General features: G+C 69.7%; 27 protein-coding genes. 22 read left to right on the top strand and 5 right to left on the bottom strand.

Annotated elements, in window-relative coordinates; translation table 11 throughout:
- Nucleotides 1–101 precede the first annotated feature (101 nt).
- The 6 genes from ACZ3HL_RS42210 (at nt 102) to ACZ3HL_RS42185 (ending at nt 4,435) form a co-directional block, all read left to right on the top strand.
- Complete coding sequence (locus ACZ3HL_RS42210; protein WP_465411695.1) at nt 102–644, top strand: MarR family winged helix-turn-helix transcriptional regulator; 543 nt, start codon at nt 102–104, stop codon at nt 642–644.
- 102 nt (nt 645–746) lie between these two features.
- On the top strand, nt 747–1,388 hold the full coding sequence (gene pgsA, locus ACZ3HL_RS42205; RefSeq protein ID WP_016334780.1) for a phosphatidylinositol phosphate synthase: 642 nt from the start codon (nt 747–749) through the stop codon (nt 1,386–1,388).
- Nucleotides 1,385–2,302, top strand: a complete 918-nt coding sequence (locus tag ACZ3HL_RS42200) for a phosphatidylinositol mannoside acyltransferase (RefSeq protein ID WP_465411694.1) — start codon at nt 1,385–1,387, stop codon at nt 2,300–2,302. The genes pgsA and ACZ3HL_RS42200 overlap by 4 nt, the downstream gene beginning before the upstream one ends.
- A gap of 22 nt (nt 2,303–2,324) precedes the next feature.
- Nucleotides 2,325–3,470 carry a glycosyltransferase family 4 protein gene (locus tag ACZ3HL_RS42195; RefSeq protein WP_465537435.1) on the top strand — a complete coding sequence of 382 codons (1,146 nt, stop codon included), beginning with the start codon at nt 2,325–2,327 and terminating at the stop codon, nt 3,468–3,470.
- Nucleotides 3,467–3,949: an NUDIX hydrolase gene (locus ACZ3HL_RS42190; protein WP_465411692.1), complete on the top strand. Its 483-nt coding sequence runs from the start codon at nt 3,467–3,469 to the stop codon at nt 3,947–3,949. Before ACZ3HL_RS42195 ends, ACZ3HL_RS42190 begins: the two co-directional genes overlap by 4 nt.
- 12 nt (nt 3,950–3,961) lie before the next feature.
- Entirely contained in the window at nt 3,962–4,435 is a 474-nt protein-coding gene (locus ACZ3HL_RS42185; protein ID WP_465411691.1) for an XdhC family protein, read from the top strand.
- A 58-nt stretch (nt 4,436–4,493) separates the two neighbouring features.
- Here ACZ3HL_RS42185 and ACZ3HL_RS42180 read toward each other — a convergent pair whose 3' ends face one another.
- On the bottom strand, nt 4,494–6,602 hold the full coding sequence (locus ACZ3HL_RS42180) for an elongation factor G-like protein EF-G2 (protein ID WP_465411690.1): 2,109 nt from the start codon (nt 6,600–6,602) through the stop codon (nt 4,494–4,496).
- 164 nt (nt 6,603–6,766) lie between these two features.
- On the opposite strand from ACZ3HL_RS42180, the gene ACZ3HL_RS42175 reads away from it, so the two are divergent.
- The 3 genes from ACZ3HL_RS42175 (at nt 6,767) to ACZ3HL_RS42165 (ending at nt 9,823) form a co-directional block, all read left to right on the top strand.
- On the top strand, nt 6,767–8,185 hold the full coding sequence (locus tag ACZ3HL_RS42175; RefSeq protein ID WP_465537433.1) for an FAD-binding oxidoreductase: 1,419 nt from the start codon (nt 6,767–6,769) through the stop codon (nt 8,183–8,185).
- A 194-nt stretch (nt 8,186–8,379) separates the two neighbouring features.
- Nucleotides 8,380–9,294, top strand: coding sequence for a pyridoxal 5'-phosphate synthase lyase subunit PdxS (gene pdxS, locus ACZ3HL_RS42170; RefSeq protein WP_034307818.1), 915 nt, complete (start codon nt 8,380–8,382; stop codon nt 9,292–9,294).
- Between the two features lie 112 nt (nt 9,295–9,406).
- Nucleotides 9,407–9,823, top strand: coding sequence for a DUF6892 domain-containing protein (locus ACZ3HL_RS42165; RefSeq protein ID WP_465537431.1), 417 nt, complete (start codon nt 9,407–9,409; stop codon nt 9,821–9,823).
- Between the two features lie 156 nt (nt 9,824–9,979).
- Here ACZ3HL_RS42165 and ACZ3HL_RS42160 read toward each other — a convergent pair whose 3' ends face one another.
- Both ACZ3HL_RS42160 and ACZ3HL_RS42155 read right to left on the bottom strand, forming a co-directional pair.
- Nucleotides 9,980–11,047 (bottom strand): DmpA family aminopeptidase, encoded by a 1,068-nt coding sequence (locus ACZ3HL_RS42160; RefSeq protein ID WP_465537429.1) that lies wholly within the window; start codon nt 11,045–11,047, stop codon nt 9,980–9,982.
- Complete coding sequence (locus ACZ3HL_RS42155) at nt 11,044–11,655, bottom strand: TetR/AcrR family transcriptional regulator (protein WP_465537427.1); 612 nt, start codon at nt 11,653–11,655, stop codon at nt 11,044–11,046. The genes ACZ3HL_RS42160 and ACZ3HL_RS42155 overlap by 4 nt, the downstream gene beginning before the upstream one ends.
- A gap of 142 nt (nt 11,656–11,797) precedes the next feature.
- Here ACZ3HL_RS42155 and ACZ3HL_RS42150 point away from each other — a divergent pair, with 142 nt between their 5' ends.
- Both ACZ3HL_RS42150 and ACZ3HL_RS42145 read left to right on the top strand, forming a co-directional pair.
- Nucleotides 11,798–12,490 (top strand): APC family permease, encoded by a 693-nt coding sequence (locus tag ACZ3HL_RS42150; protein WP_465537425.1) that lies wholly within the window; start codon nt 11,798–11,800, stop codon nt 12,488–12,490.
- Nucleotides 12,379–13,167 carry an APC family permease gene (locus ACZ3HL_RS42145; protein WP_465537514.1) on the top strand — a complete coding sequence of 263 codons (789 nt, stop codon included), beginning with the start codon at nt 12,379–12,381 and terminating at the stop codon, nt 13,165–13,167. Before ACZ3HL_RS42150 ends, ACZ3HL_RS42145 begins: the two co-directional genes overlap by 112 nt.
- Here the strand turns inward: ACZ3HL_RS42145 and ACZ3HL_RS42140 are convergent, their stop codons facing one another.
- Complete coding sequence (locus ACZ3HL_RS42140; RefSeq protein ID WP_034308044.1) at nt 13,168–13,734, bottom strand: helix-turn-helix domain-containing protein; 567 nt, start codon at nt 13,732–13,734, stop codon at nt 13,168–13,170.
- A 68-nt stretch (nt 13,735–13,802) separates the two neighbouring features.
- On the opposite strand from ACZ3HL_RS42140, the gene ACZ3HL_RS42135 reads away from it, so the two are divergent.
- From ACZ3HL_RS42135 to ACZ3HL_RS42115, 5 genes are all read left to right on the top strand, one after another.
- Nucleotides 13,803–14,516 carry an AzlC family ABC transporter permease gene (locus ACZ3HL_RS42135; RefSeq protein ID WP_148116051.1) on the top strand — a complete coding sequence of 238 codons (714 nt, stop codon included), beginning with the start codon at nt 13,803–13,805 and terminating at the stop codon, nt 14,514–14,516.
- A complete protein-coding gene (locus tag ACZ3HL_RS42130; RefSeq protein ID WP_007034928.1) occupies nt 14,516–14,836 on the top strand; it encodes an AzlD domain-containing protein in 321 nt (106 codons plus the stop codon). The genes ACZ3HL_RS42135 and ACZ3HL_RS42130 overlap by 1 nt, the downstream gene beginning before the upstream one ends.
- A gap of 54 nt (nt 14,837–14,890) precedes the next feature.
- Nucleotides 14,891–15,520: a pyridoxal 5'-phosphate synthase glutaminase subunit PdxT gene (pdxT, locus tag ACZ3HL_RS42125; RefSeq protein WP_192742036.1), complete on the top strand. Its 630-nt coding sequence runs from the start codon at nt 14,891–14,893 to the stop codon at nt 15,518–15,520.
- Between the two features lie 50 nt (nt 15,521–15,570).
- Nucleotides 15,571–16,320, top strand: coding sequence for a YebC/PmpR family DNA-binding transcriptional regulator (locus ACZ3HL_RS42120; RefSeq protein ID WP_016334762.1), 750 nt, complete (start codon nt 15,571–15,573; stop codon nt 16,318–16,320).
- Between the two features lie 67 nt (nt 16,321–16,387).
- The gene (locus ACZ3HL_RS42115; protein WP_465411682.1) at nt 16,388–16,918 is read left to right on the top strand and encodes a DUF4262 domain-containing protein; all 531 of its coding nucleotides are present in this window, start codon (nt 16,388–16,390) and stop codon (nt 16,916–16,918) included.
- Nucleotides 16,919–17,193: 275 nt separating this feature from the next.
- On the opposite strand, the gene ACZ3HL_RS42110 is transcribed toward ACZ3HL_RS42115, so the two are convergent.
- Entirely contained in the window at nt 17,194–17,640 is a 447-nt protein-coding gene (locus ACZ3HL_RS42110) for a cupin domain-containing protein (protein ID WP_465537423.1), read from the bottom strand.
- 75 nt (nt 17,641–17,715) lie between these two features.
- Here ACZ3HL_RS42110 and ruvC point away from each other — a divergent pair, with 75 nt between their 5' ends.
- The 6 genes from ruvC to secF all read left to right on the top strand — a co-directional run bounded on the left by ruvC (nt 17,716) and on the right by secF (nt 23,633).
- Nucleotides 17,716–18,300, top strand: a complete 585-nt coding sequence (gene ruvC / locus ACZ3HL_RS42105; RefSeq protein WP_465411680.1) for a crossover junction endodeoxyribonuclease RuvC — start codon at nt 17,716–17,718, stop codon at nt 18,298–18,300.
- Nucleotides 18,297–18,896 (top strand): Holliday junction branch migration protein RuvA, encoded by a 600-nt coding sequence (ruvA, locus tag ACZ3HL_RS42100; RefSeq protein WP_125683140.1) that lies wholly within the window; start codon nt 18,297–18,299, stop codon nt 18,894–18,896. Before ruvC ends, ruvA begins: the two co-directional genes overlap by 4 nt.
- Before the next feature lie 8 nt (nt 18,897–18,904).
- Nucleotides 18,905–19,981 (top strand): Holliday junction branch migration DNA helicase RuvB, encoded by a 1,077-nt coding sequence (gene ruvB, locus ACZ3HL_RS42095; protein ID WP_465411679.1) that lies wholly within the window; start codon nt 18,905–18,907, stop codon nt 19,979–19,981.
- A gap of 145 nt (nt 19,982–20,126) precedes the next feature.
- Complete coding sequence (gene yajC / locus ACZ3HL_RS42090; RefSeq protein WP_465411678.1) at nt 20,127–20,534, top strand: preprotein translocase subunit YajC; 408 nt, start codon at nt 20,127–20,129, stop codon at nt 20,532–20,534.
- Nucleotides 20,535–20,739: 205 nt separating this feature from the next.
- A complete protein-coding gene (gene secD, locus ACZ3HL_RS42085) occupies nt 20,740–22,434 on the top strand; it encodes a protein translocase subunit SecD (RefSeq protein ID WP_465537421.1) in 1,695 nt (564 codons plus the stop codon).
- Between the two features lie 56 nt (nt 22,435–22,490).
- On the top strand, nt 22,491–23,633 hold the full coding sequence (gene secF, locus ACZ3HL_RS42080) for a protein translocase subunit SecF (protein WP_465411919.1): 1,143 nt from the start codon (nt 22,491–22,493) through the stop codon (nt 23,631–23,633).
- Nucleotides 23,634–23,781 lie beyond the last annotated feature (148 nt).

The following is a 23,781-nucleotide window of genomic DNA, read 5'->3' as shown; positions in this document are numbered from 1 at the left end:
AAGTCTGGGTGCGTTCGTGGTGAACCCTCGTCTGGTTGAGCGCTCAACAATGACTGTAGCGCAATTTGGTTGAGCGTTCAACCAGGGGTAGAATGGGCGTCATGTCCGAACCCCGATGGCTCTCCGACGAGGAGCAAAAGGTCTGGCGCGACTTCTCCGCGGCCACGCGCATGCTGCAAGCGCATCTGGAGGGCCAGCTTCAGCACGAGGCGGGCATGCCCCACACCTACTACGAAGTGCTCGTCGCCCTGTCCGAGGCGCCGGGCCGGCGGCTGCGGATGAGCGAACTGGCCGACGCGCGCAAGGCGTCGCGCAGCAGGCTCTCGCACGCGGTCGCGCGGCTCGAGGCGAACGGCTGGGTGCGCCGCGAGTCGTGTCCCACCGACAAACGCGGTTCCTGGGCGGTGCTCACCCCCGAGGGTTTCGCCGCGCTGGAGGAGGCCGCGCCCGGGCACGTCGAGGCCGTCCGCGAGAGCCTCTTCGACCCGCTGACCCCCGAACAGGTGAAGGCGCTCGGCGAGATCAGCGAGGCCGTGCTGGGCAGGCTGTCGCCGAAATGCGCCGCCGCCGAGGCGGAATTGGCACTGCGGGAAGAGACCCTCGCGGACCTCGATGACTCGGCCGAACTGGCCAAAGCGGACTGACCGGAACCCGGTCCGGGGGCGGGCGCGTCACTGCTGTCGGTGCGGGTGGATAGGCTTCGGGCGGCCACCCGACCCTGCTGCTTAGGTGCACCTGAAGAACCGATGCTCAACATTTTCGCGCGCGCCTCCGTTTCCCGCGTCACCGACCCGATGGGGAAGGTGCTCGTGCGCGCCGGTCTGACCCCGAACGCGATGACCGTCATCGGCACGGCCGGGGCGGTGCTGTGCGCGCTCGGGTTCTTTCCCAACGACATGCTGCTGTGGGGCACCTTCACCGTCTGGGGCTTCGCGATGCTGGACCTGCTCGACGGCGCGATGGCCCGCGCCCGCGGGTACGGCACGGCGTTCGGAGCGGTCCTCGACGCGACCTGCGACAGACTGGTCGACGGCGCGTTGTTCGCCGCGATCGCGTGGTGGTGCTTCGTCCACGACGACAACCGCCCGGCCGCGGCCGCCGCGCTGATCTGCCTCGTACTCGCGCAGGTCATCTCGTACGTCAAGGCCCGTGCCGAGGCCTCCGGGCTGGAGGCGGACGGCGGGCTCGTCGAACGCGCGGAACGCCTGATCATCGCCCTCGTGGGAACCGGACTGCACGGTCTGGGCGTTCCGTACACCGTGGACATCACGCTCTGGCTCCTCGCGGTGCTTTCGGTGATCACCCTGCTGCAGCGGACGGCCGCGGTGGCCAAGGCGGCGAGGGCCGCCAAGGCGGCCGGGCCACCCGCCGCGGAGGGCGGGGCATGAGCGGGTTCTCCCAGCGGCTCGGCGACTTCGGCTACGCGGCGGGCTGGCGGCTCGCGCGCTGGCTGCCGGAGTCGGCGGGCGCGGTGACCTTCGGGCTGGGCGCCGATCTGGCCGTCCGGCGGGACGGCGGCGGAGTACGTCAGCTGCGGCGCAATCTCGCCAGGGTGGTGCCGCAGGCCGACGGCGTCGAACTCGACGAGCTGACCCGCCGCGCGATGCGCTCCTACGCCCGCTACTGGCACGAGATGTTCCGGCTGCCCTCGATGGACCACAAGGAGGTCAGCCGCAAGGTCGCCCAGTCGATCACCGGCGTGGAGAACCTCGACGCCGCCCTCGCCGAGGGCAACGGCGCGGTGATGGCGCTGCCGCACAGCGGGAACTGGGATGCCGCCGGCGTCTGGCTTGCGGACTACCTCGGCGGTTTCACCACGGTCGCGGAGCGGCTGAAACCCGAATCGCTGTACCAGCGGTTCGTGTCCTACCGGGAATCGCTCGGCTTCGAGATCGTCCCGCTGACCGGCGACAGTTCCGCGATGCGCGTGCTGCTCAAACGGCTGCGGGAGAACAAGGCGATCTGCCTGGTGGGGGACAGGGACCTGACGAACTCCGGCGTGCCGGTGAAGTTCTTCGGCGAGCAGACCCGGATGCCGGGAGGGCCCGCCAGGCTGGCCGCCACCACCGGTGCCGCGCTGATCCCGGCCGGCTGCTGGTTCACCGAAGACGGCTGGCAGATCCGCCTGCATCCGCGGATCCGGGTGACGAACCGGTCCGAGGTCCCGGCGGCGACGCAGGCGCTGGCGGACATCTTCGCCGGGGACATCGCCGCGCATCCCGCCGACTGGCACATGATGCAGAAGTTCTGGCTCTCCGACTTCGAAGCCGGGGAACAGGCCGCCCTCGGCGAAGCGAGCTGAGCCGATGGCTCAGGCGCGGGTCATGAAGATCGGGATCGTCTGCCCGTACTCGTTCGACGTACCGGGCGGCGTGCAGGGACACGTCATCGATCTCGCGAAGGCGTTGCTGGCACGCGGGCATCAGGTCTCCGTCCTCGCTCCGGCGGACGAGGACTCCGACGTCCCGGATTTCGTCGTCCCCGCGGGGAAGGCGCTCGGGATCCCGTACAACGGCTCCGTCGCGCGGCTGCAGTTCGGCCCGGTGTCCTACGCCCGGGTGCGGCGGTGGATCCGGGACGGCGACTTCGACGTCCTGCACCTGCACGAACCCGCCGCCCCGAGTCTTTCCTTGCTGGCGCTGAAGGTCGCGGATGGCCCGATCGTGGCGACCTTCCACACCGCGACGACGCGTTCGCGCACGCTGGCGGCGTTCCAGCCGGTGCTGCGCCCGCTGCTGGAGAAGATCACCGCGCGGATCGCGGTGTCGGCGCTGGCCCGCCGGGTCCAGGTCGAACACGCCGGCGGCGACGCGGTCGAGGTGCCCAACGGCGTCGACGTCGACTTCTTCTCTCGCGCGCTCCCGCTGGACGGTTACCCGCGCGCGGGCGGCACGGTCGGGTTCGTCGGGCGGTACACCGAGCCTCGCAAGGGGATGGCAGTACTGCTGGAGGCGTTGCGGACGCTGCTGCCGGAGTTCGAGGAGCTGCGCCTGCTGGTCGTCGGCCGTGGCGACGCCGATCAGCTCCGCCGCGAGGCCGGGCCGGAGCTGGCGCCGCATATCGACCTGCTCGGCCAGGTCGACGACGAGACGAAGGCGCGGGCGCTGCGGAGCGTCGACGTCTACTGCGCGCCGAACACGGGCGGCGAGAGTTTCGGGATGATCCTCACCGAGGCCATGGCGGCGGGCACGCCGGTGCTGGCGAGCGGGCTGGACTCGTTCCGCCGGGTGCTCGACGACGGCAAGGCCGGGATGCTGACCGAGACCGGCGACGCGGCGGCACTCGCCGACGGCCTGCGCGAACTGCTCGGTGATCCGGCCCGGCGGGTGTCGCTGGCGGCGGCCGCGGGAGAGCGGGTCGCGATGTTCGACTGGTCCGTGGTCACCACACAGGTGCTGCGCGTGTACGAAACCGCGATCGCCGCCGATCCCCGGCGCGTCGGCGCGGGTGAACGCGAGTTCAGCCGATGACGACCTGGGTGTGGATCGCCGGTCTCGTGGCCGCGATCGTCGTGCTGGGCGGGCTTTTCCTGCTCGCGACGGCGAACAGGCTGGACAGGCTGCACGTCCGCACGGACGCGGGCTGGGCGGCGCTCGACGCGGCCCTCGCGCGGCGCGCCGTCGTCGCCAGGGCGGCCGCCGCGATCCTGGGTGACGAGGAGCTGCGCGCGCTCGCCGAGCGTGCCGAGCGGGCCCCGAGGCCGGATCGCGAAGCCGAGGAAAGCGAACTGACGCTGAGGCTGGCGCGCGTCGACCGGGCGGCCCTGCCGGCGCCGCTGGCCGAAGAGCTGACCGACGCCGAGCACCGCGTCGTCATCGCGCGGCGCGTGCACAACGACGCCGTCCGGGACACCCTGCACCTGAGGCGGCGGCGGAAGGTTCGGTACTTCGGACTCGCCGGGACCGCCCGGCTTCCGGAATACTTCGAGATCGCCGAGCCCGAACTTTAGGAGGACGGACCCATGAGCGATCGGCTGCTGGTGGCGGTGTTCGCGACGCCGGTCGCTTCGTTCCTCCTGCGCTACGGAAAGGATCTCGGCTACAAGGCCGTGCTGTTCGAGCCGGACGGCGCACGCGCGACGGACGTCGAGACCGGCCTGGAAGCCCTCACGACGATGCCCGATCTCGGCCCGGACGCCGACGTCGTCGTCACCGATCACGACCGGCCCGAACTCGGCGACGTCCTCAAGGCCGTGCTGGAGCGCCCGGCGCGGTGGGTGGGGGTGCTGGGCAATCCGCGCCATGCCGGCCCGCATGTCGCCGCGCTCAAGGCGCTGGACGTCCCCGACCGCGAGATCGCACGCGTCCATCGCCCGGTCGGGCTGAACATCGGCTCGCGCACGCCGCCCGAGATCGCCGTCGCCACCCTGGCGGGTCTGCTGGCGGACCGGAACGGCCGGCCGGGCGGCTTCGAGTTCCCGCCGCCCGGCGTTTAGTCCTCTGAATGCGGTACTTGCGTGCGCAAGGACCGCATTCAGAGGACTGAACGCGGCGTCAGTAGGCCACCGCTCCTTCCGGCATCGGCTCGAACCGGGCGTGCCTGCGGGTGAACGTGGCCGTGCCCGAAGTCAGCGAACGCAGGTCGATCGCGTAGCGCAGGAGCTCGACCGCGGGGACTTCGGCGCGGATGACCGTGCGGCCGCCTTCACCCGATTCGGTACCGAGCACGCGGCCACGCCGGGACGAGAGATCGCCCAGCACGGTGCCCAGGTGCTCGTCCGGAAGCCGCACCGCCACCTCTTCCAGTGGTTCGAGTAGCGCGATCTTGCCCGCCGCGGCGGCTTCCTTCAGCGCCAGTGCGCCCGCCGTCTGGAACGCGGCGTCCGACGAGTCGACACTGTGCGCCTTGCCGTCGACGAGGGTCACCCGGATGTCGATCAGCGGATGGCCGTCGACCAGTCCTCGCTGGGCTTGCGCCCGGACTCCCTTTTCGACACTCGGGATGAACTGGTGCGGCACCGAGCCGCCGACGACCTTGTCCACGAACTCGAAACCCGACCCCCTCGGCAGCGGCTGGACCTCGATGTCGCAGACGGCGAACTGGCCGTGCCCGCCGGACTGCTTGACGTGCCGTCCGTGCCCGCGACCCGGACCGGCGAAGGTCGAACGCAGGCTGATGCGGACGGGCTCGGTGTCCACGTCGGCGCCTCCCGCGCGCAGCCGGGACAGCACGACGTCGGCGTGCGCCTCGCCCATGCACCACAGGACGAGCTGATTGGTCTCGGCGTTCCGGTCCAGCCGGAGTGTCGGATCGCCCGCGACGAGCCGGGAAAGGTTGCGCGCCAAGGTGTCCTCGTCGCTGCGTGTCTTCGCGACGACGGCGACCGGCAGGAGCGGTTCCGGCATCGCCCACGGCTTCATGATCAGCGGATCGTCCGGTGAGGAAACGGTGTCGCCCGTTTCCGCCGAGCCGACCTTGGTGAGCGCGCAGAGGTCGCCGGCGACGCAGTACGGGACTTCGCGGAGGTTCGCCCCGAGTGGCGAGTACAGATGCGCGACCCGTTCGTCGGCGTCGTGATCCTCGTGCCCCCGTTCGGCGAGGCCGTGGCCCGAGACGTGCACCGGCCGTTCGGGGCGAAGCGTCCCGGAGAACACTCGCACCAGCGACACCCTGCCGACGTAGGAGTCGACAGCGGTGCGGACCACCTCGGCCGCCAGCGGGCCGTCGGGGTCGGCACGCAGCCCGGCGTGCGGTTCGCCGGTGGGAGAGGTGACCTCCGGCGGGACGTGCTCCAGCGGCGAGGGGAAGGCGCGCACGATCCCGTCGAGGACTTCGGCGAGCCCCACCCCGGTCGTCGAACACACCGGGATCACCGGATGGAAGGACCCGCTGGCGACGGCTGTTTCGAGGTCGGCGATCAGCGTGTCCTCGGGGATCTCCTCGCCGGCGAGGTAGCGGTCCATCAGGGACTCGTCCTCGCTTTCGGCGATGACCCCCTCGATCAGTTCGTTGCGGGCCTCGGTCATCCGGGCGAGATCGGCCTCGTCCGGCTCGCCGACCTGGGGCGGGAAGCCGTTCGAATAGTCGAAGTAGCGGCGCGTGATGAGCCCGACGAGGCCGTCACGCGCGGGCAGGTACAGCGGAAGGACTCCGGCGCCGAAAGCCTCCTGGCAGGCCGCGATCTCGCCTTCGGGGTCGGCGCGGTGATGGTCCAGCCGGGAGACGACCACCGCCCTCGGCATGCCGACGGCGGCGCATTCCTCCCAGACCGCGATCGTGGCGGCGTCGACACCTTCCGCCGCGCAGACCACGAACAACGCCGCGTCGGCGGCGCGGAGCCCGGCGCGCAGTTCGCCGACGAAATCGGCGTACCCCGGGGTGTCGATGAGGTTGATCTTGTGGCCCTGATGCAGCACCGGTGCGACCGAAAGGCCGACCGACCGTTGCTGCCGGACCGCCGCGGGGTCGTGGTCGCACACCGTGGTGCCCTCGACGACCGAGCCCGCCCGGGTCACCGTGCCGGACGCGGCGAGCAGCGCTTCGGCGAGTGTCGTCTTGCCTGATCCCGACGGGCCGACCAGGACGACGTTGCGGACCTTCGCCGGGTCGTCCACAGCGACGGCGGCCCCGGAGTCTCCGTTCTTGCTCTGTTTGTCGGCCATGCCGGTCTCCTCACCACACGATGCCGCGTACAGGTGTGTCCTCGATCACACACCCGCGACGGGCGTCGCGGCAAGGCGACCGGCGAGGGAACCCCCGAATGTCGACCCGCCGTTATGCTCGATGGCGGACACCCGGAGGCGGATCCGACGGTGGGGGATGAGCGATGGCGCTCGACAGACGCACTGTGTTACGGCTGGCAGGGGCGGTCCCGATGATGGCGGCGGTGCCCGCCGCGATTCCCGGCGGCGGTGGTCCGTGGGAACGGTTGCGCGCCCGGTTGACGGGTGAGCTGTTCCGGCCCGGCGACCCGGGGTACGACGAAAAGAGGCTCGGGTTCTTCAGCCTCTACGACCATCGGCTGCCCGCCGGGGTCGCCGTCTGCGCGAACGAGGACGACGTGCGGCACTGCGTCGATTTCGCGGCCAGGCAGCGGATTCCGCTCGCGGCCCGCTCCGGCGGGCACAGCTACGCCGGCTATTCCATTGTGGACAAAGGGCTGGTGGTCGACCTGTCCAGGCTGAACGTCGTCGAGATCCTGCCCGGCGGCCGGGCGGCGATCGGGGCGGGCGCGCGGCTCGGCCCGGTGTACGAGGCCTTGGCCGCGGCGGGTCGCGCGCTGCCCGCCGGTAGTTGTCCCCAGGTCGGTATCGCCGGGCTGACCCTCGGCGGCGGGATCGGTGTCCTGGGTCGGAAGTATGGCCTGACCTGCGACAACGTCGAGTCCGTGCGCTTCGTGGGCGCGGACGGGAAGGTGCGCCTGGTGTCGGAGGACACGGCGCCGGACCTGTTGTGGGCGTTGCGCGGCGGTGGTGGTGGCAACTTCGGCATCGTCACGTCGTTCACCTTCCGGACGGCGGTGGCGAGGACGCTGACGAACTTCAATCTGATCTTCCCGCCCGCCGCGCTGGCGGCGCTGGTCGCGGCCTGGCAGGAGTGGCAGCCCGCGATGCCGGACGAACTGTGGGCCGGGATGGGGCTGGGCGCGACGGCCGCGAACTGCGGTGGCTGCTTCGTGGGTTCCGCCGCTCAGGTGAACCCGTTGCTGGACGATCTGGTCCGTCGCGTCGGTATCGAGCCGACCGAACGCGAAGTGATCGAACAGGGCCACCTGGCCTCGATGCGGGCCTTCGCCCAGGAGGCCGCGTTCCCCGCCGCGGTCGCGCAGCGAGGGGAGTACGTGGCCACTTCGAGGATGTTGACGCATCCGGTGCCCGATCCCGACGCGCTCGCGGCGTTGCTGAGCGGCGATCCGCAGCTGTACTCGATCGTGGACGCGTACGGCGGCGCGATCGCGCGGGTGCCGTCGAGCGAGTCGTGCTTCCCGCACCGGTCCGCGCTGGGCAGCGTCCAGATCATCCGCGGTCTGGAGGGCGGCGAGGCGTACGCGCGCCAGGTGATCGGCCGGGTCCGGGACGAGCTCGGCCGCGAATACGGGCAGGCGGGGTACGTCAACTACATCGATCCGGAGATGCCCGAGTGGGCCACGGCGTACTACGGCGACAGCCTGCCGCGCCTGCGGCGGGTGGCACGGAAGTACGACCCGGACGGCCTGTTCGCCTTCGAACAGGGCCTGGTCCACTGACGCGTTTCGTCCTCTGGATGCGGTAGTTCGACAGCGAACTACCGCATCCAGAGGACGAAACGCGGGAGTAGGTGCGGGCCAGATCACCCAGTGGACTGCTGAAATCGCCGCGAACTGGCCTGCTTCAGAGGTCCAAAAGCGGCCTACCCTCGGAGTCGTCACCCCACCTCGTGCGCTTTCCGAAAGGTCCAGCAGTGTCTGACGACTCCACGAACACGGCCACCACCTCGCTCACCGGCACCGCCCGGGTCAAGCGCGGGATGGCGGAGATGCTCAAGGGCGGTGTGATCATGGACGTGGTCACCGCCGAGCAGGCGAAGATCGCCGAGGACGCCGGCGCCGTCGCGGTGATGGCGCTCGAGCGGGTCCCCGCGGACATCCGCGCGCAGGGCGGCGTCGCCCGGATGAGCGACCCGGACCTGATCGACGGCATCATCGAGGCCGTCTCGATCCCTGTCATGGCGAAGGCCCGCATCGGCCACTTCGTCGAGGCTCAGCTGCTTCAGTCGCTCGGCGTCGACTACATCGACGAGTCCGAGGTGCTGACCCCGGCCGATTACGAGAACCACATCGACAAGTGGGCCTTCACCGTGCCCTTCGTCTGTGGTGCGACCAACCTCGGCGAGGCGCTGCGTCGCATCAACGAGGGCGCGGCGATGATCCGTTCCAAGGGTGAGGCCGGTACCGGCGACGTCTCGAACGCGACCACGCACATGCGCAAGATCCGCGCGGAGCTGCGCCGCCTCTCCTCGCTGCCCGAGGATGAGCTTTACGTTGCGGCGAAGGAACTTCAGGCCCCGTATGACCTCGTCAAGGAGGTCGCGGAGAAGGGCAAGCTCCCCGTCGTGCTGTTCACCGCCGGTGGTATCGCGACCCCGGCCGACGCCGCGATGATGATGCAGCTCGGTGCCGAAGGCGTGTTCGTCGGCTCCGGCATCTTCAAGTCCGGCAACCCGGCGCAGCGCGCCGAGGCGATCGTCAAGGCCACCACGTTCTACGACGACCCGGACGTCATCGCGAAGGTTTCGCGCGGCCTCGGCGAGGCGATGGTCGGCATCAACGTCGACGACGTGCCCGAGCCGCACCGCCTGTCCGAGCGCGGCTGGTAAAGCCGGACGATCGTGGGACCGGCCCGGCGCTTCTCGTGAGCGCCGGGCCGTTTCGCGACCACTTCCCCGGAACCCGGCTCAGTTCGACCTGCCGGCCTATAAGGTCCGGCGCATGAGCCAGACGATCTCGTTCACCGACCTCAACTTCAAGCTCGCCGTGGTGCAAGAGCTGATGTACGCCCAGGAACTCCTGCCGAAGTTCGACCTGAGGGAGTACGCCGCCGAGAAAGGCTTCACCTACGACGGTGGCAGCGTCGAGGCGGTCCCCGAGGCCCTGGCCTACTTCGAGGAGCTCGAGGTCCCCGTCGAGCTGGCGGAGAAGATCACCGAGATCGAGATGGAGGGCGGCAACGAGATCTACCTCGAGATCGCGCCGAACTGGGACGGCGAGGACTCCCTGTTCGACGTCGACGAGTTCGCCGACGTCGCGCACTTCCCCAACCTGAAATCGATGACCCTGCTCTACACGGGCAACGACGAGGCGCTCGAGACGCTGCGTGCCCGCGGCATCGAGGCGGACTGGGTCTGATCGGCCGCCGGTGGCGACACGTCTTGACCCGTGAGGCAGCCGCCGGCGGAGTGCGATGTCGTGCCCGCGCCGCGCGCTGGAACTGCTGGACGAGATCTGCTTCGGGCAGGTCCGGCTGGACCTCGAGCGGGCTTCCGCGAAGGTGGTGACCGCGACCTAGACCGCGCGCCACCGCGCCGTCGGCAGCGCGGGAACCCGGTGCCCGCGGTGACCGGTCATCTCCTCGTTCGCGAACAGCGCGTTGAGCACCGCTTCCTCGGTCGCCTGCACGACGGCCTCGAAGAAGGGATCGAGCCTGCCCCACGGGACGAACCGCATGCTTTCGTACTCGGCCTCGTCGGTGCGCGGGAACCGGCTGGTGAGCGCACCCGGGTTCGCCGTGCTGAACGCCAGGAAGAGGTCGCCGGAGAAGTGCGAACCAGCGGTTCCCGTGCGGGCGAGGCCGAGCGGGACCCGGCGGGCGAGCGACGTGCACTGACCGGGCAGCAGGGGAGCGTCAGTGCCGACGACCACGATCACCGACCCCGCACCGGACGGCGCCGCCCAGGCCTCCTCCATCGGGTTGTCCGCGCTCAGTTCGAGTCCGACCGGAGAGCCCGCGACGGTGAGCTCGCGACGTGAGCCGAAGTTGGCCTGTACCAACGCTCCCACGGTGTACTCGTCGTCCCCGTAGGACACGACGCGAGAGGCCGTGCCGGTGCCGCCCTTGAAGCCGTAACACGTCATCCCCGTGCCGCCGCCGACCGAGCCTTCGTTGACCGGACCCGTTCGCGCGGCGTCGATCGCGGCGATGGCGTGTCCACTGTGGATGGTCGGCGCGGTGCTGTCGTTCAGGTAGCCGTCCCAGGTCTCGGCGACCACCGGCAGCAGCCATTCCGCGGCCACGTCGGGCCGTTCGCGCACCACCCAGTCGATCGTGCCGCGGTGGCACGCGCCGACGGCGTGCGTGGAGGTGATCAGCACCGGCAGGGTCAGCGAACCGGTCTCGGCCAGCCACGCGGTACCGGTCATCTCGCCGTTGCCGTTGAGGGCGTACGTCCCGGCCGCGCAGGGCACGGCGAAGTCCTCGCGCCCGCGCGGCAGGACGGCGGTGACGCCGGTGCGCACCGACTCGCCTTCGACGAGGGTCGTGAAACCGATCTCGACGCCGGGGACATCGGTGAGCGCGTTGTGCTCGCCGGTCCGGCCGGACAGCGGGACACCCAGATCGCGGGCGCGGGTCATGGACGGTCCTCCAAGGGGTTCGAGGTGGCTGTGCGGGCGTAGGAGAGCAACATCGCTTCGGCGGTGGCGGTTTCCAGCGTCGGCACGGCCTGGGTGAGGTGCAGGCCGTAGCCGTCTTCCAGCGCGACGAGGTTCCGCGCGATCGACACCGGGTCCGCGGTCAGGGTGAACTCGCCGGTGGCGGCACCCGCTTCGAGGATGCCGGTGTAGATCCGTACCTGCTGCTCGTAGAGCGTGATGTGGCGGGCGGCGTACACGGGATCGCGGCGGGCGATCGTGCCGAGTTCGTAGAGCAGCACGCAGAGTTCGTCGTCGGGACCGGTCGGCAGACCGCTGCGGATCATCGCCCGCAACCGGTCGGACGGGTTCGTGGTCGTGCTCGCGGCCAGTTCCCTCGCCGAACAGAACCGTGCCACCGCCTCGCGCTGCACCTCCTGGAGCAGGTCGGTGAGGGTGGGGAAGTAGTACAGGACCGAACCCGACGACAGGCCCGCGCCCTCGGCGACGTCCCTCAGCCGCAGGTTCAGCACGCCGCGTTCGAGGACGGCCTGTCTGGCCACCTCGATCAGTTCGGTACGTCGCTCCGCTGCCTTGCTGGGTCTCGCCATGCACTCATTCTTCGAATCTTGTTCGAAAAACGCAAGAGCTGAGCGCGATCAGCTCTTGACGTCACACGGTGGAGGGCCTTTGATGCGTGCTCAACAGTTCTTCGAAGGAGATTCAAGGAATCCACCTTGTAGGAGGTCGGCCGTGTCCACTCCCGCCCTGCGCCGCGGTCTGCGCACCCTCGGCACACTGCTCATCACGCTGTCCGCGATCAGTCCCGCCTCGTCGGTCTTCATCATCGCTCCGGGGGTGATCTCCGGTGCCGGGACGGGCGCCTTCTACAGCTTCGTGGCGGCCGCGGTGGTCGGGGTGTTCATGGCCTTCGTCTACGCCGAACTCGCGTCGGCCTTTCCGCTGGCGGGCGGCGAGTACGCGATCGTCACCCGCACTCTCGGGCGTTTGCCCGGATTCGCCGTACTGGGCCTGATGATCGTCACGCAGGTGCTCATCGTCGCGGTCATCGCGCTCGGCGTCGGCACCTATCTCGGCGTGCTCCTGCCCGGCGTGCCCGGCTCGGTGATCGCCGCCGTGACCTGCGTGGTCGCGGCCGTCGTCGGGGTGTTCGACATCAAGCTCAACGCCTGGGTCACCGGGATCTTCCTGGCGATCGAGATCCTCGCGCTGATCGTGGTCAGCGCGCTGGGACTGCTGAACCCGGCACGTTCGTTCACCGAGCTGCTGGCCCATCCGGTCGCTCGGACGGCGGCCCGGCCACGGTCGGCGCCATCGCGATCGCCACGTCGGTCGCGATCTTCGCCTACAACGGCTACGGCTCGGCGGTGTACTTCGGCGAGGAGACACAGGACGCCTCGCGCGGCATCGCCCGCGCGATCCTGATGGCCCTCGGCATCACCGTGCTCGCCGAGCTGATCCCGGTGACCGCGGTCCTGCTCGGCGCGCCCGATCTGAACGCGCTGTTCGCCTCGGGGAACATGCTGTCCTACTTCATCGATTCGCGCGGCGGCGGAACCCTCGACACGGTGCTCGGGCTGGCCGTCGCGCTCGCGATCATCAACGCGGTGCTGGCGATCGTGCTGATCAGCTCGCGGATGCTGTTCAGCAGCGGCCGCGACCGCGCGTGGCCCCGGCCGGTCAGCCGGGCGCTCGCCGCGGTGCACCCGAAGTTCGGGACGCCGTGGGTCGCCACCGTCGGCACCGGGCTGGTCGCCGCCCTGCTCTGTTTCGTCGACCCGAAACTGCTGCTGGTGGTGACCAGCACGTCGATCGTGGCGGTCTACGCGGCGCTCTGCCTCGGCGCGATCGTCGGAAGGCGCACCGGCGCCACCGCGCACGCCAAGTACCGGATGCCGTGGTTCCCGGTCGCGCCGGTGCTGGCGCTGGGCGTCCTGGTGTTCGTGGTCTACCAGAACGTGCTCGACCCGGCGGTGGGGCGGCCGAGCCTGATCGTCACGGCCTGCGTCGCCTTGTTGTCGGTCGCGTACTACGTCCTGGTGCTACGGCGGAAAGGCGGCTGGAAGCTCGCCGACGTCACCGAGGAGAAGGAGCCCGTCTGATCAGGTGTACTCGGCGATCTCCACGCCGTACGTGCCCGGTTCGAGTGCCTCGAAGATGTGCGGGACGTCGCCGGGGTAGCAGATGTAGTCGCCGGGCAGCAGTTCGACCGGCTCGTCCAGCGGGCCGACCTTGGCGCGGCCCGCGCTGAGGACGATGTGCTCGACGATGCCGCTCATATGCGGATCCGAGAGCCGCGGTTTCCCGGGCTCGGCGCGGATCAGGTACACGTCGCGCCGGGCGCCGGGCGGGCAGGAACTGAGCAGCGTGCAGGCGTAATCGGCGTGCTCGGCGAACACCGTCGGCCCGCTGCCCGAGCGGATGACCTGCACCCGGGGGCGCTCGGGTTCGACGACGCGGGAGAACGGCACGTCGAGCGCGACGCACAACGCCCAGATCGTCTCGACGCTCGGATTCCCGGTCCCGGACTCCAGCTGCGAGAGCGTGGACTTCGCGATGCCGGCGCGCTTGGCGACCTCGGTGAGGGACAGCCCGGTGCGGGCACGTTCCCGGCGCAGGGACATGGCGATGACGTCCAGAGGTGCGCCGTCGGACGCGGTCGGGGACATGCGTTCGCTCCATCGGTCGTTGCGTTCGCCTTGACGAACACGGGTGCGTTCGTTCATTGTATGACGCTATGCGTTCGATATGGCGAACAACCACTCGTGTCCTGGGGCGCGATCTTCTCCGTGACATCGGGCTGGTCTGCCTCGCCGACACCATTGTCGGCATCTCCTACGGCGCCATCGCGGTGGGCTCCGGCTTCCCGATCTGGGCACCCATGCTGCTTTCCGTGCTGGTCTTCGCCGGTGCCTCACAGTTCATGTTCGTCGGCATCATCGCCGCCGGTGGCAGCCCGGTCGCGGCCGTCGCGGCGGGTCTGCTGGCCAACGCGCGGCATCTCCCCTTCGGCTTCGCGATCGGAGACGTCCTGGGGAAGCGATGGTCGTCGAGGATCGTCGGAAGTCACCTGATGATCGACGAATCGGTCGCGTTCGCGCTGGCCCAGCGCGACGAGGAGCGGCGCAAGGCGGCGTACTGGGTCTGCGGGATCGGGCTGTTCGTCTGCTGGAACGTCGGCGTCCTCGCCGGGGCCTACGCCGGGACCGCGATCAGCGACACCGACGCCTTCGGCCTCGACGCCGCCTTCCCGGCGGTCCTGCTCGCGCTGGTGCTGCCGTCGCTGCGCGACCGCGCCGCCCGGCTGCCGGTGCTCGTCGGCGTGGCCGTCGCGCTGGCCACGACGCCGTTCCTGCCCGCCGGGCTGCCGGTGCTGCTCGCGCTGGTCGGCGTGCTGGCCGGAGTGGCCGCGAAGGAGCCCGCCGAACGCGAACCCGAGGGAGTGCACTGATGGACCCGCTGGAACTGATCATCGCCGGCGGTGTGCTCGCGGCCGGGACCTTCGCCTTCCGGTTCGCCGGACCGGTGCTGAAGGCGCGGTTCACCGTGTCGCCCAAGGCCGAGAAACTGATGGCGCGTTCGGCCGTGGTCCTGCTGGCCGCGCTGGTCGCAGTCGCCGCGCTCACCGAGGGGCACGAGTTCGCCGGCTACGCCCGGCCGGCGGGAGTCCTGGTCGGCGGCGTGCTCGCCTGGCGCAAGGCACCGTTCGCGCTGGTCGTCGTGGCGGCCGCCGCGACCGCCGCCCTGTTGCGGCTGGCCGGGGTCCCCTGACCTGGCCGTTCCCCGGAGCGCCTAAGCTGGGGGGAAGGTCTTTCGGGAGGTCGGGTGGCGATCGCGACGGGGGCACGGCCGGTGGTCGGCGTGCTCGCACTGCAGGGCGACGTGCGGGAGCACGCCGCGATGGTGGAACGCGCCGGCGCGCGGGCGCTGCCGGTCCGTCGTGCGAGCGAACTGTCCGAAGTGGACGGTCTGGTGCTGCCGGGTGGCGAGTCAACCACCATGTCGAGGCTGCTGGAGACCTTCGAACTGCTGGAGCCGCTGCGCGAGCGCATCGCGGACGGGATGCCCGCGTTCGGCTCCTGCGCCGGGATGATCCTGCTCGCCCGCCAGGCCCTCGACGGGCGGCCTGACCAGCGGCAACTCGGCGGTCTCGACGTCGTCGTCCGGCGCAACGCGTTCGGGCGGCAGGTGGACTCGTTCGAAGCCGACCTCGACTTCACCGGGGTCGAAGGCGGCCCGGTGCACGCTGTGTTCATCCGCGCCCCGTGGGTCGAAAAGGCGGGCGACGGGGTCGAGGTACTCGCCAGTGTCCCCGAAATGCCGGGCTCCGAGGACGCGGCCGCTAGGATCGTCGCGGTCCGGCAGGGGGCGGTACTCGCCACGTCGTTCCACCCGGAACTCACCGGGGACGAACGCGTGCACAGGCTGTTCGTCGACCTCGTACGGCAGGCTTAGCAAAACCGACACTGTGCTCAGCGGCGGGCACAGGAGTAGATGGAGGAGAGATGAGCGGCCACTCCAAGTGGGCCACCACGAAGCACAAGAAGGCCAACCTGGACGCGAAGCGCGGCAAGCTCTTCGCCCGGTTGATCAAGAACATCGAGGTGGCGGCCCGGACCGGCGGTGGCGACCCGGACGGCAACCCGACGCTCTACGACGCCATCCAGAAGGCCAAGAAGAACTCGGTCCCGCAGGACAACATCGAGCGCGCCCGCAAGCGTGGTGCCGGTGAAGAGGCCGGTGGTGCCGACTGGCAGACCATCACCTACGAAGGCTATGGCCCGAACGGTGTGGCCGTGCTGATCGAATGCCTCACCGACAACAAGAACCGCGCAGCCATGGAGGTGCGGACCGCGCTCACCCGGAACAACGGCTCGCTCGCCGACCCGGGTTCGGTCGCCTACATGTTCAACCGCAAGGGCGTCGTGATCATGCCCAAGGGCGACGCGGGCGAGGACGACGTCCTCATGGCCGTGCTCGACGCGGGTGCCGAAGAGGTGAACGACCTCGACGAGAACTTCGAGATCGTCTCCGAGGCCACCGACCTCGTCCCGGTCCGGAAAGCCTTGCAGGAAGCCGGTTTCGAGTACGAGTCCGCGGATCTCACGTTCCTGCCGTCGGTCAGCGTCCCGCTGGACGTCGAAGGCGCGAAGAAGGTCTTCAAGCTCATCGACGCGCTCGAGGATTGCGACGACGTGCAGAACGTGTACGCGAACTTCGATGTGTCCGACGAGGTCATGGCCGAGGTCGGCTGATCGATTTTCCCGCCATGCCGCGGAAAATCGGTCCCGGGACTAGGTGCGGCCGCTCGCGTGGGGCACAATGTCGCGCGTGACGACCTCCGAAGCCGATGCCCTCACCGCCGAAGAAACCGAACTCATCCAGTGGATCGAGGCGCAGGCGAAGGCGAGAGGGAACGCGGTCATCGCGGTCGAAGGCGACGAGGAGGAAGCGGCCTTCTGCTTCACCGCGTGCGCCTGGGCGCTGCACAACGTCGCGGAAGCGGTCGTGATCGGACTGCCCGAGCACATGGGGCCGGTCCTGCTCGACGCCTACGTCGACCGCGCGGCCGCCGGCGAGATCTTCGAGGTCGGCAAGCAGTACGACGATTTCTTCGAGGGCGCGCCGGTGGTCTTCGAACGGGTCGCGAAGGGGCACTATCCCGAGTACTTCGGGAGCGCGTTCCTGATCTACCCGGACGGGGACTTCCCGGCGCTGCAGCTGATCGTCGCGACGCCGGACGGGCACTTCCCGTGGCACGCGGACGCGCCCGAGGGCTTCGCGCGATACCAGCCGGTGCTGACCGAATCCGGTGATCCGGAGAGCTGGACGCCGGGCGTCGACGGCCCCTGAGCGTTCTGATCGAATGTCCGTGAAGGCCTCCTTGAGGGACCCAGGGTCCCCCAAGGAGGCCTTCACGGACTCGGGAAGTCACCACAGGCCACAACACGACTGCGCGTGAAGGCCCCCTTCCCTCGGCTCAGCCGGAGAAGCTCGGCCTTCACACCTCCGTACTACAAGGGCGAAACCGCCGGACCCCGGCCCTCGAACCCACGTCCGTGAAGGACTCCTTACCTACCCTGAAGGTAGTGAAGGAGGCCTTCACGGACTTCGGCGAGCGCCAGGGCTCACGTGAGCCAAGGCGCGAGGTCTTCCGCAGCTTCCGGCCACTCGACGGCCAAAGCCGCCGCGGACCGGAACTCCACGCAGTCGTCCGTATAAGGCGGCACCACCACCGTGCCGACCAGGCTCCACTCGCCGGTGCTCACCGACGCCTGCCACACCCCGGCGGGCACCACCACCTGCGGACGCTGACCCGCGGCGACGTCCGGGCCCAGCACCGGCCGCGCGATCCGCCCGTCCGGGAACAACAGCAGCATCCGCACCGGCGCCCCGGCGTGGTGCGCGTAGATCTCCAGCCGATCCAGCCGGTGCGGCGCCGACGTCTCCGGTGGCGCCAGCAGGTAGTAGATCGCGGACGCGGTCTCGTCGCGCCAGCTCTGTGCCCAGCGGCCACCCTCGACGGGCAACGGCTGAAGACCCAGATGGGCGGTGAAGTCGTCGGGACTCGGCATGTCCTCATCTTGCCCGGAGCCTGCTCCGGGTAGCCTCGGATCTCGAACTGATGTTCGCCGGAGCGGAGGAAACGCGTGCGGGTACTCGGGGTCGACCCCGGTCTGACCAGGTGTGGGCTCGGGGTGGTCGACGGCGGCACGGGCCGCACCGTCCGCGCCGTGGCCGTCGACGTCGTGCGGACCCCGGCGGACGCGGATCTTTCGGTGCGGCTACTGGGGATCTCCGACGCCGTCGAGCGCTGGCTCGATCGGTACAAGCCCCAGGCCGTCGCCGTGGAACGGGTTTTCGCGCAGCACAACGTGCGCACCGCGATGGGCACCGCGCAGGCGGGCGGCGTCGTCGCGCTCGCCGCCGCCCGGCGGGGGCTGCCGGTCGTGTTCCACACCCCGAGCGAGGTCAAGGCCGCCGTAACGGGCTCCGGGCGCGCGGACAAGGCGCAGGTCACCGGTATGGTCATGCGACTGCTCGGTCTCGAGGTCAAACCGCATCCGGCGGACGCCGCGGACGCGCTCGCGCTCGCCATCTGCCACCTGTGGCGCGAGCCGATGCGCGTCCGGCTCGCCGAAGCCGAGGCCAGGGCGGCCGAGATCGCCAAGAACCACAAGGCCAGGCTCGCCGCCGCGGCCAAAGAAGCGAAGACGCAGGGAGCGGCTCGATGATCTCCTCGGTACGCGGTGAAATCCTCTCCATCGGTCTCGACCACGTCGTGATCGAGGTCGGGGGAGTGGGCTTCGCCGTGCAGGCCACCCCCGCCACCCTCGCGACGCTTCGCCGCGGCGAGGAGGCGATGCTGCACACCGCGCTCGTGGTCCGCGAGGATTCCTTGACACTGTTCGGTTTCGCCGACGCGGACGCCCGCGAACTGTTCGGCTTGCTGCAGACGGTCTCCGGGATCGGCCCCCGGCTCGCGCTCGCGACGCTCGCCGTCCTCGATCCGGACAAACTGCGTTCCGCACTGGTCGAAGGCAACATCACCGTGCTCACCCAGGTGCCCGGCATCGGCCGCAAGGGCGCCGAGCGGCTCACGCTCGAACTCCGCGACAAGGTCACCGCGCTCGCGGGCCCGACAGACGGTTCGCCCGCGGTCGTCGCGCCCGGCGCGCTGCGGGGTGAGGTCGTCGAGGCGCTCGCGGGCCTCGGCTTCCCGGCCAAACAGGCCGAACAGGCCGTCGACAAGGTGCTCGGCGAAGGCGAAGGCCACACGACGTCGTCCGTGCTGCGCGCCGCGTTGGCCACCCTCGGGCGTAAGCGGTAGCCGGCCACATGGACTATGAGGCCGTGACGGATTTCGACGCCGACGACGAGACACTTTCGGCGCTGCCGCAGACCGGCGAACGCGAGGTCGAGACCACGCTGCGCCCACGCAAGCTGGACGAGTTCGTCGGTCAGCCGCGGGTGCGTGAGCAGCTCGAACTCGTCCTGGAAAGCGCGCGCCGCCGGGGTGTCCCGCCGGATCACGTCCTGCTCTCCGGTCCGCCGGGGCTCGGCAAGACGAGTATGGCGATGATCGTCGCCGCCGAGCTCAACGCCGCCATCCGCATCACCTCCGGGCCGGCGCTGGAACGCGCGGGCGACCTGGCCGCGATGCTGTCGAACCTGGCGCCCGGCGACGTCCTGTTCATCGACGAGATCCACCGCATCGCCCGCCCCGCCGAGGAGATGCTGTACCTCGCGATGGAGGACTTCCGCGTCGACGTCGTCGTCGGCAAGGGGCCCGGCGCCACCAGCATCCCGCTGGAGATCGCGCCGTTCACGCTGGTCGGCGCCACGACGAGGTCCGGCTCGCTGACCGGCCCGCTGCGCGACCGGTTCGGTTTCACCGGCCAGATGGAGTTCTACAGCGACAGCGAACTCGAACTCGTCGCCCGGCGCGCCGCCACGATCCTCGACATCGACATCGACCGGGACGGCTGCGCGGAGATCGCCCGCCGGTCCCGCGGCACACCCCGGATCGCGAACCGGCTCCTGCGCCGGGTGCGCGACTACGCCGAGGTCAGGGCCGACGGCAAGGTCACGCGCAAGATCGCGCGTGCCGCGCTCGAGGTCTACGACGTCGACGAACTCGGCCTCGACCGGCTCGACCGCGCCGTGCTGACCGCGCTGGTCCGCTCCTTCGGCGGCGGCCCGGTCGGCGTGTCGACGCTGGCCGTGGCGGTGGGGGAGGAACCGACCACCGTCGAAGAGGTGTGTGAGCCGTACCTCGTCCGCGCCGGTATGCTCGCCCGCACTCCTCGCGGCCGGGTCGCCACAGCGGCCGCGTGGGAACACCTCGGCCTGCCGGCCCCGGCCGGTGCCACCCGCGGCGAGCAGGGCGGACCGACCCTGTTCGACCAGGACTGACCGGACCGTTCACCCGGCCCGAGGCCCGTGGTGACGACGGGTGGTGGTGGAGTTTCCGCTGGCACCTGGCACACTCGGAGAGAGCACACCCCGCCAAATCGGACAAAACAGCGCACCGCGCGGCGTCCGCTCGAAATGGAGAATCATGAACCAGTTATTGCTGCCGCTGCTCCTGATGCTCGTTGTGGCGATTCCGCTCGTCATGGGCACCCGTAAGCAGAAGAAGGCGGCGGCAGCGCAGCAGGAGCTGCTCGCGAGCCTGGCTCCCGGTGACCGGGTGATGACCACCTCCGGTCTCTACGCGTCCGTCGCCGACGCCACCGCCGACACCACGATCGACCTCGAGATCGCTCCGGGCGTCGTGACCACCTGGCTGCGCCAGGCCGTCCGCGAGAAGGTCGAGCCGGTCGTCGAGACCGACGAAGACGCCACCGACGCCATCGACACCGACGAGGTCGTCGAGGCGCCGGTCGTCGAGTCGAAGGACGACGAGCGCGTCGAGGAGAAGTCGGGCGCGCAGATCGCTCCTCCGCTGGAGCACGGCAAGAAGTAGCGGTTGTAAGGCCATCCCCGACACCAGACTTTCGTAGGTGCGGGGCCAACGCCGGGCTCACGCAGCACCGAGTAGTGTCTCGGTGCTGCGTGCGTGTCCGTCGTCATAGTCGTGCTCGTTCGCGGTACCGCCGGACTCCCGTCCAGTGAGTGAACAGCCAAGTCCATTGGGGAACACCCAGTCCGTCCGAGGAGACCGAAGCACAGTGGCCGCACCGGCCGGGCATCTCCGCCCGGGACGCTATCTCGCCTTCTTCGCCCTGATCGTGGTGGCGCTGTACGCCCTGGTGTTCTTCACCGGTAGCGGCAAGCCGACGCCGAAGCTCGGCATCGATCTGCAGGGCGGCACGAGGGTCACCCTGACCGCCCGAAACCCCGACGGCGGCGACCCTCCGCGAGAGTCCCTCGAACAGGCCCGCTCGATCATCGAGCGCCGGGTCAACGGTATCGGCGTCAGCGGCACCGAGGTCGTCCTCGACGGCAGCAACGTCGTCATCACCGTCCCCGGCGAGCAGGGCGACCAGGCCAAGACCCTGGGCAAGACCGCGAAGCTGGGCTTCCGGAAGGTCGTGACGTCGCAGCCGGTGACCCCGGCTCAGCAGCCGTCGGCCCCGCCCGCCTCGGGCACGCCGTCGCCGCCGCCGACCTCGCCGGGCGCGAGCGCGCCGCCGAGCAGTCCGGCCAACGGTGGCGGTGGAGCCGTGGGCGCGCCGCAGCAGCAGCCGGACGAGAACGCCGACGAGAAGACCAAGAGGGAGATCGAGGAAGCCCGGAGCGTCCGGCAGAACCCCGATCTGCTGTCGACGGACCAGGCGAAGCAGGCCGCGGCCGCCGAGAAGGCCTTCGCGGCGCTCAACTGCGACCCCAATATCGCGGACCCGCTGGTCGGCAACGACCTCACCGACAAGCCGCTGGTCGCCTGTGGTGACAAGAACACCATGAAGTACCTGCTGGAGCCGGAGTTCCTGCCCGGAACCGAGATCTCCGACGCTTCCTCGGCCTACGACACCCAGAACTCCCAGTGGGTCGTCAACCTGAACTTCAAGGGTGACGGATCCCGGATCTGGGGCGACTTCACCTCGAAGAACGTCCAGAAGCAGGCCGCGTTCGTCCTCGACACGCAGGTCGTCTCCGCGCCGACCATCCAGGCCGCGATCCTCGGCGGCCAGACGCAGATCACCGGCCGGTTCAGCCAGGCCGAGGCGAAGGACCTGGCGGATGTGCTGAAGTACGGTTCGCTGCCGCTTTCGTTCGAGTCCTCGGACGCGACGACGGTGTCCGCGACGCTGGGTCTCGCGTCGCTGCAGGCGGGCCTGATCGCCGGCGGTATCGGCCTGCTGGCCGTGTTCATCTACTGCATGTTCTATTACCGGCTGCTCGGCCTGCTGACGATTCTGTCGCTCGGCTTGTCGTTCGCGATCGTCTACGGGGTCCTGGTGCTGCTGGGGCGGTGGATCGGGTACACCCTCGACCTCGCCGGCGTGGCGGGCCTGATCATCGCGATCGGTATCACCGCGGACTCGTTCGTCATCTACTTCGAACGGCTGAAGGACGAAATCCGCGAAGGCAGAACCTTCCGATCCGCGGTCCCGCGTGGCTGGTCCCGGGCCCAGCGCACGATTCTCGCGGCGGACGCGGTCAGCTTCCTCGCCGCGGCGATCCTCTACCTGCTGGCCGTCGGTGACGTGAAGGGCTTCGCGTTCACCCTCGGCATGTCGACGGTCCTCGACCTCGTGGTCGTCTACCTCGTCACGCATCCCCTGGTCGCGATGGTGTCCAGGTCCAAGTCGAAGTTCCTGTCCAACCCCAAGAACCTCGGCCTCGGCGCCGTGCAGCAGGTGGGTTCGGACCGCAAGTCCGCTCGCGCCGTTCCCGGCCGTACGAACGTGAAGGAGGCGTGACCGTGGTCGACGACAAGAGCACCACCGAGAACAAGCACGAGAGCGTCTTCCGCCGCATGTACGTGGGCACCGGCGTGTTCGACGTCGTCGGGGTCCGCAAGCGCTGGTATCTCTTCTTCGGGGCACTGGTGCTGGTGTGCATCGCTTCGATGGGGGTCAAGGGCTTCAACTTCGGCATCGACTTCGAGGGCGGCACCCAGATCCAGCTGCCCGCCAACGGCAAGAGCGGGCAGATCACCGAAGAGCGGGCCAAGGAAGTCTTCGCGGACGCGCTGGGCAAGTCCGCCGACGAGGCGCAGAAGGTCGGCAGCGGTGCCTCGTCGACCATCCAGCTCCGTACGGACACCTTGGACGCGGCCGAGGTCGCCAAGGTGAAGCAGGCCCTGTTCCAGGAACTGGGCCCGATCGGGTCCAGCGGGCAACCGAGCGTCCAGGCGATCAGTGACAGCGCGGTCAGCGCGTCCTGGGGCGGGGAGATCTCCCGGCAGGCGCTGATCGCGCTCGGGGTCTTCCTGCTGGCGGTCACGCTGTTCCTGGCGTTGTACTTCGACCCGCGGATGGCGGCCGCGGCACTGGTCACCCTGCTGAACGACATCGTGGTGACGGCGGGCGTGTACTCGCTGATCGGCTTCGAGGTCACGCCGGCGACGGTGATCGGTCTGCTGACGATCCTCGGCTTCTCGCTGTACGACACGGTGGTGGTGTTCGACAAGGTCCGCGAGAACACGCGCGGCCTGCTCGGGCTCACCCGCCGCACCTTCGGCGAGGCGGCCAACCTGGCGCTGAACCAGACGCTGATGCGGTCGTTCAACACGTCCTTGATCGCGGCGCTGCCGATCCTCGGTCTGCTGGTGATCGGGTACCTCCTGCTGGGCTCCGGCACCCTGCAGGAACTCGCGCTGGTGCAGCTGACCGGCACCGTGGTCGGCGTGCTGTCGTCGGTCGCCCTGGCGACCCCGCTGCTGGTCGACTTCAAGATGCGCGATCCCAAGTTCCGCCAGCAGGCCGAGCGGGTCGCTTCGCGGCGTGCGAACCAGGCCCGCAAGGCCGCCGAGCGCGACGACGACTTCGACCCGAACGACGAGGACGCCTTGGCCGCCGAACTCCGCAAGGAGAAGGCGTACGCCGCCGCGGCGAGCGTCCCCGCCCGGAACCAGAAGGCCCACAAGGGCCGTCCCTCGGGCAAGCGCAAGAGGTAATCGAGTTCGACCCCGGAAAGGTCCTTTCCTTGCGCACTCCGTGAGGGAAGGACGGCGGTTTCAACTGGTTGTTGCAAGTAGTGCTTTGTCGAGTGCTTGTGCTGGTGTGAGGAGGCCGAGTGTAGGGCGTGGTCGGGTGTTGAGGCGT

It is taken from the genome of Amycolatopsis sp. NPDC000009, assembly GCF_055563465.1.
This window is presented reverse-complemented; position numbering and strand designations above follow the sequence as displayed.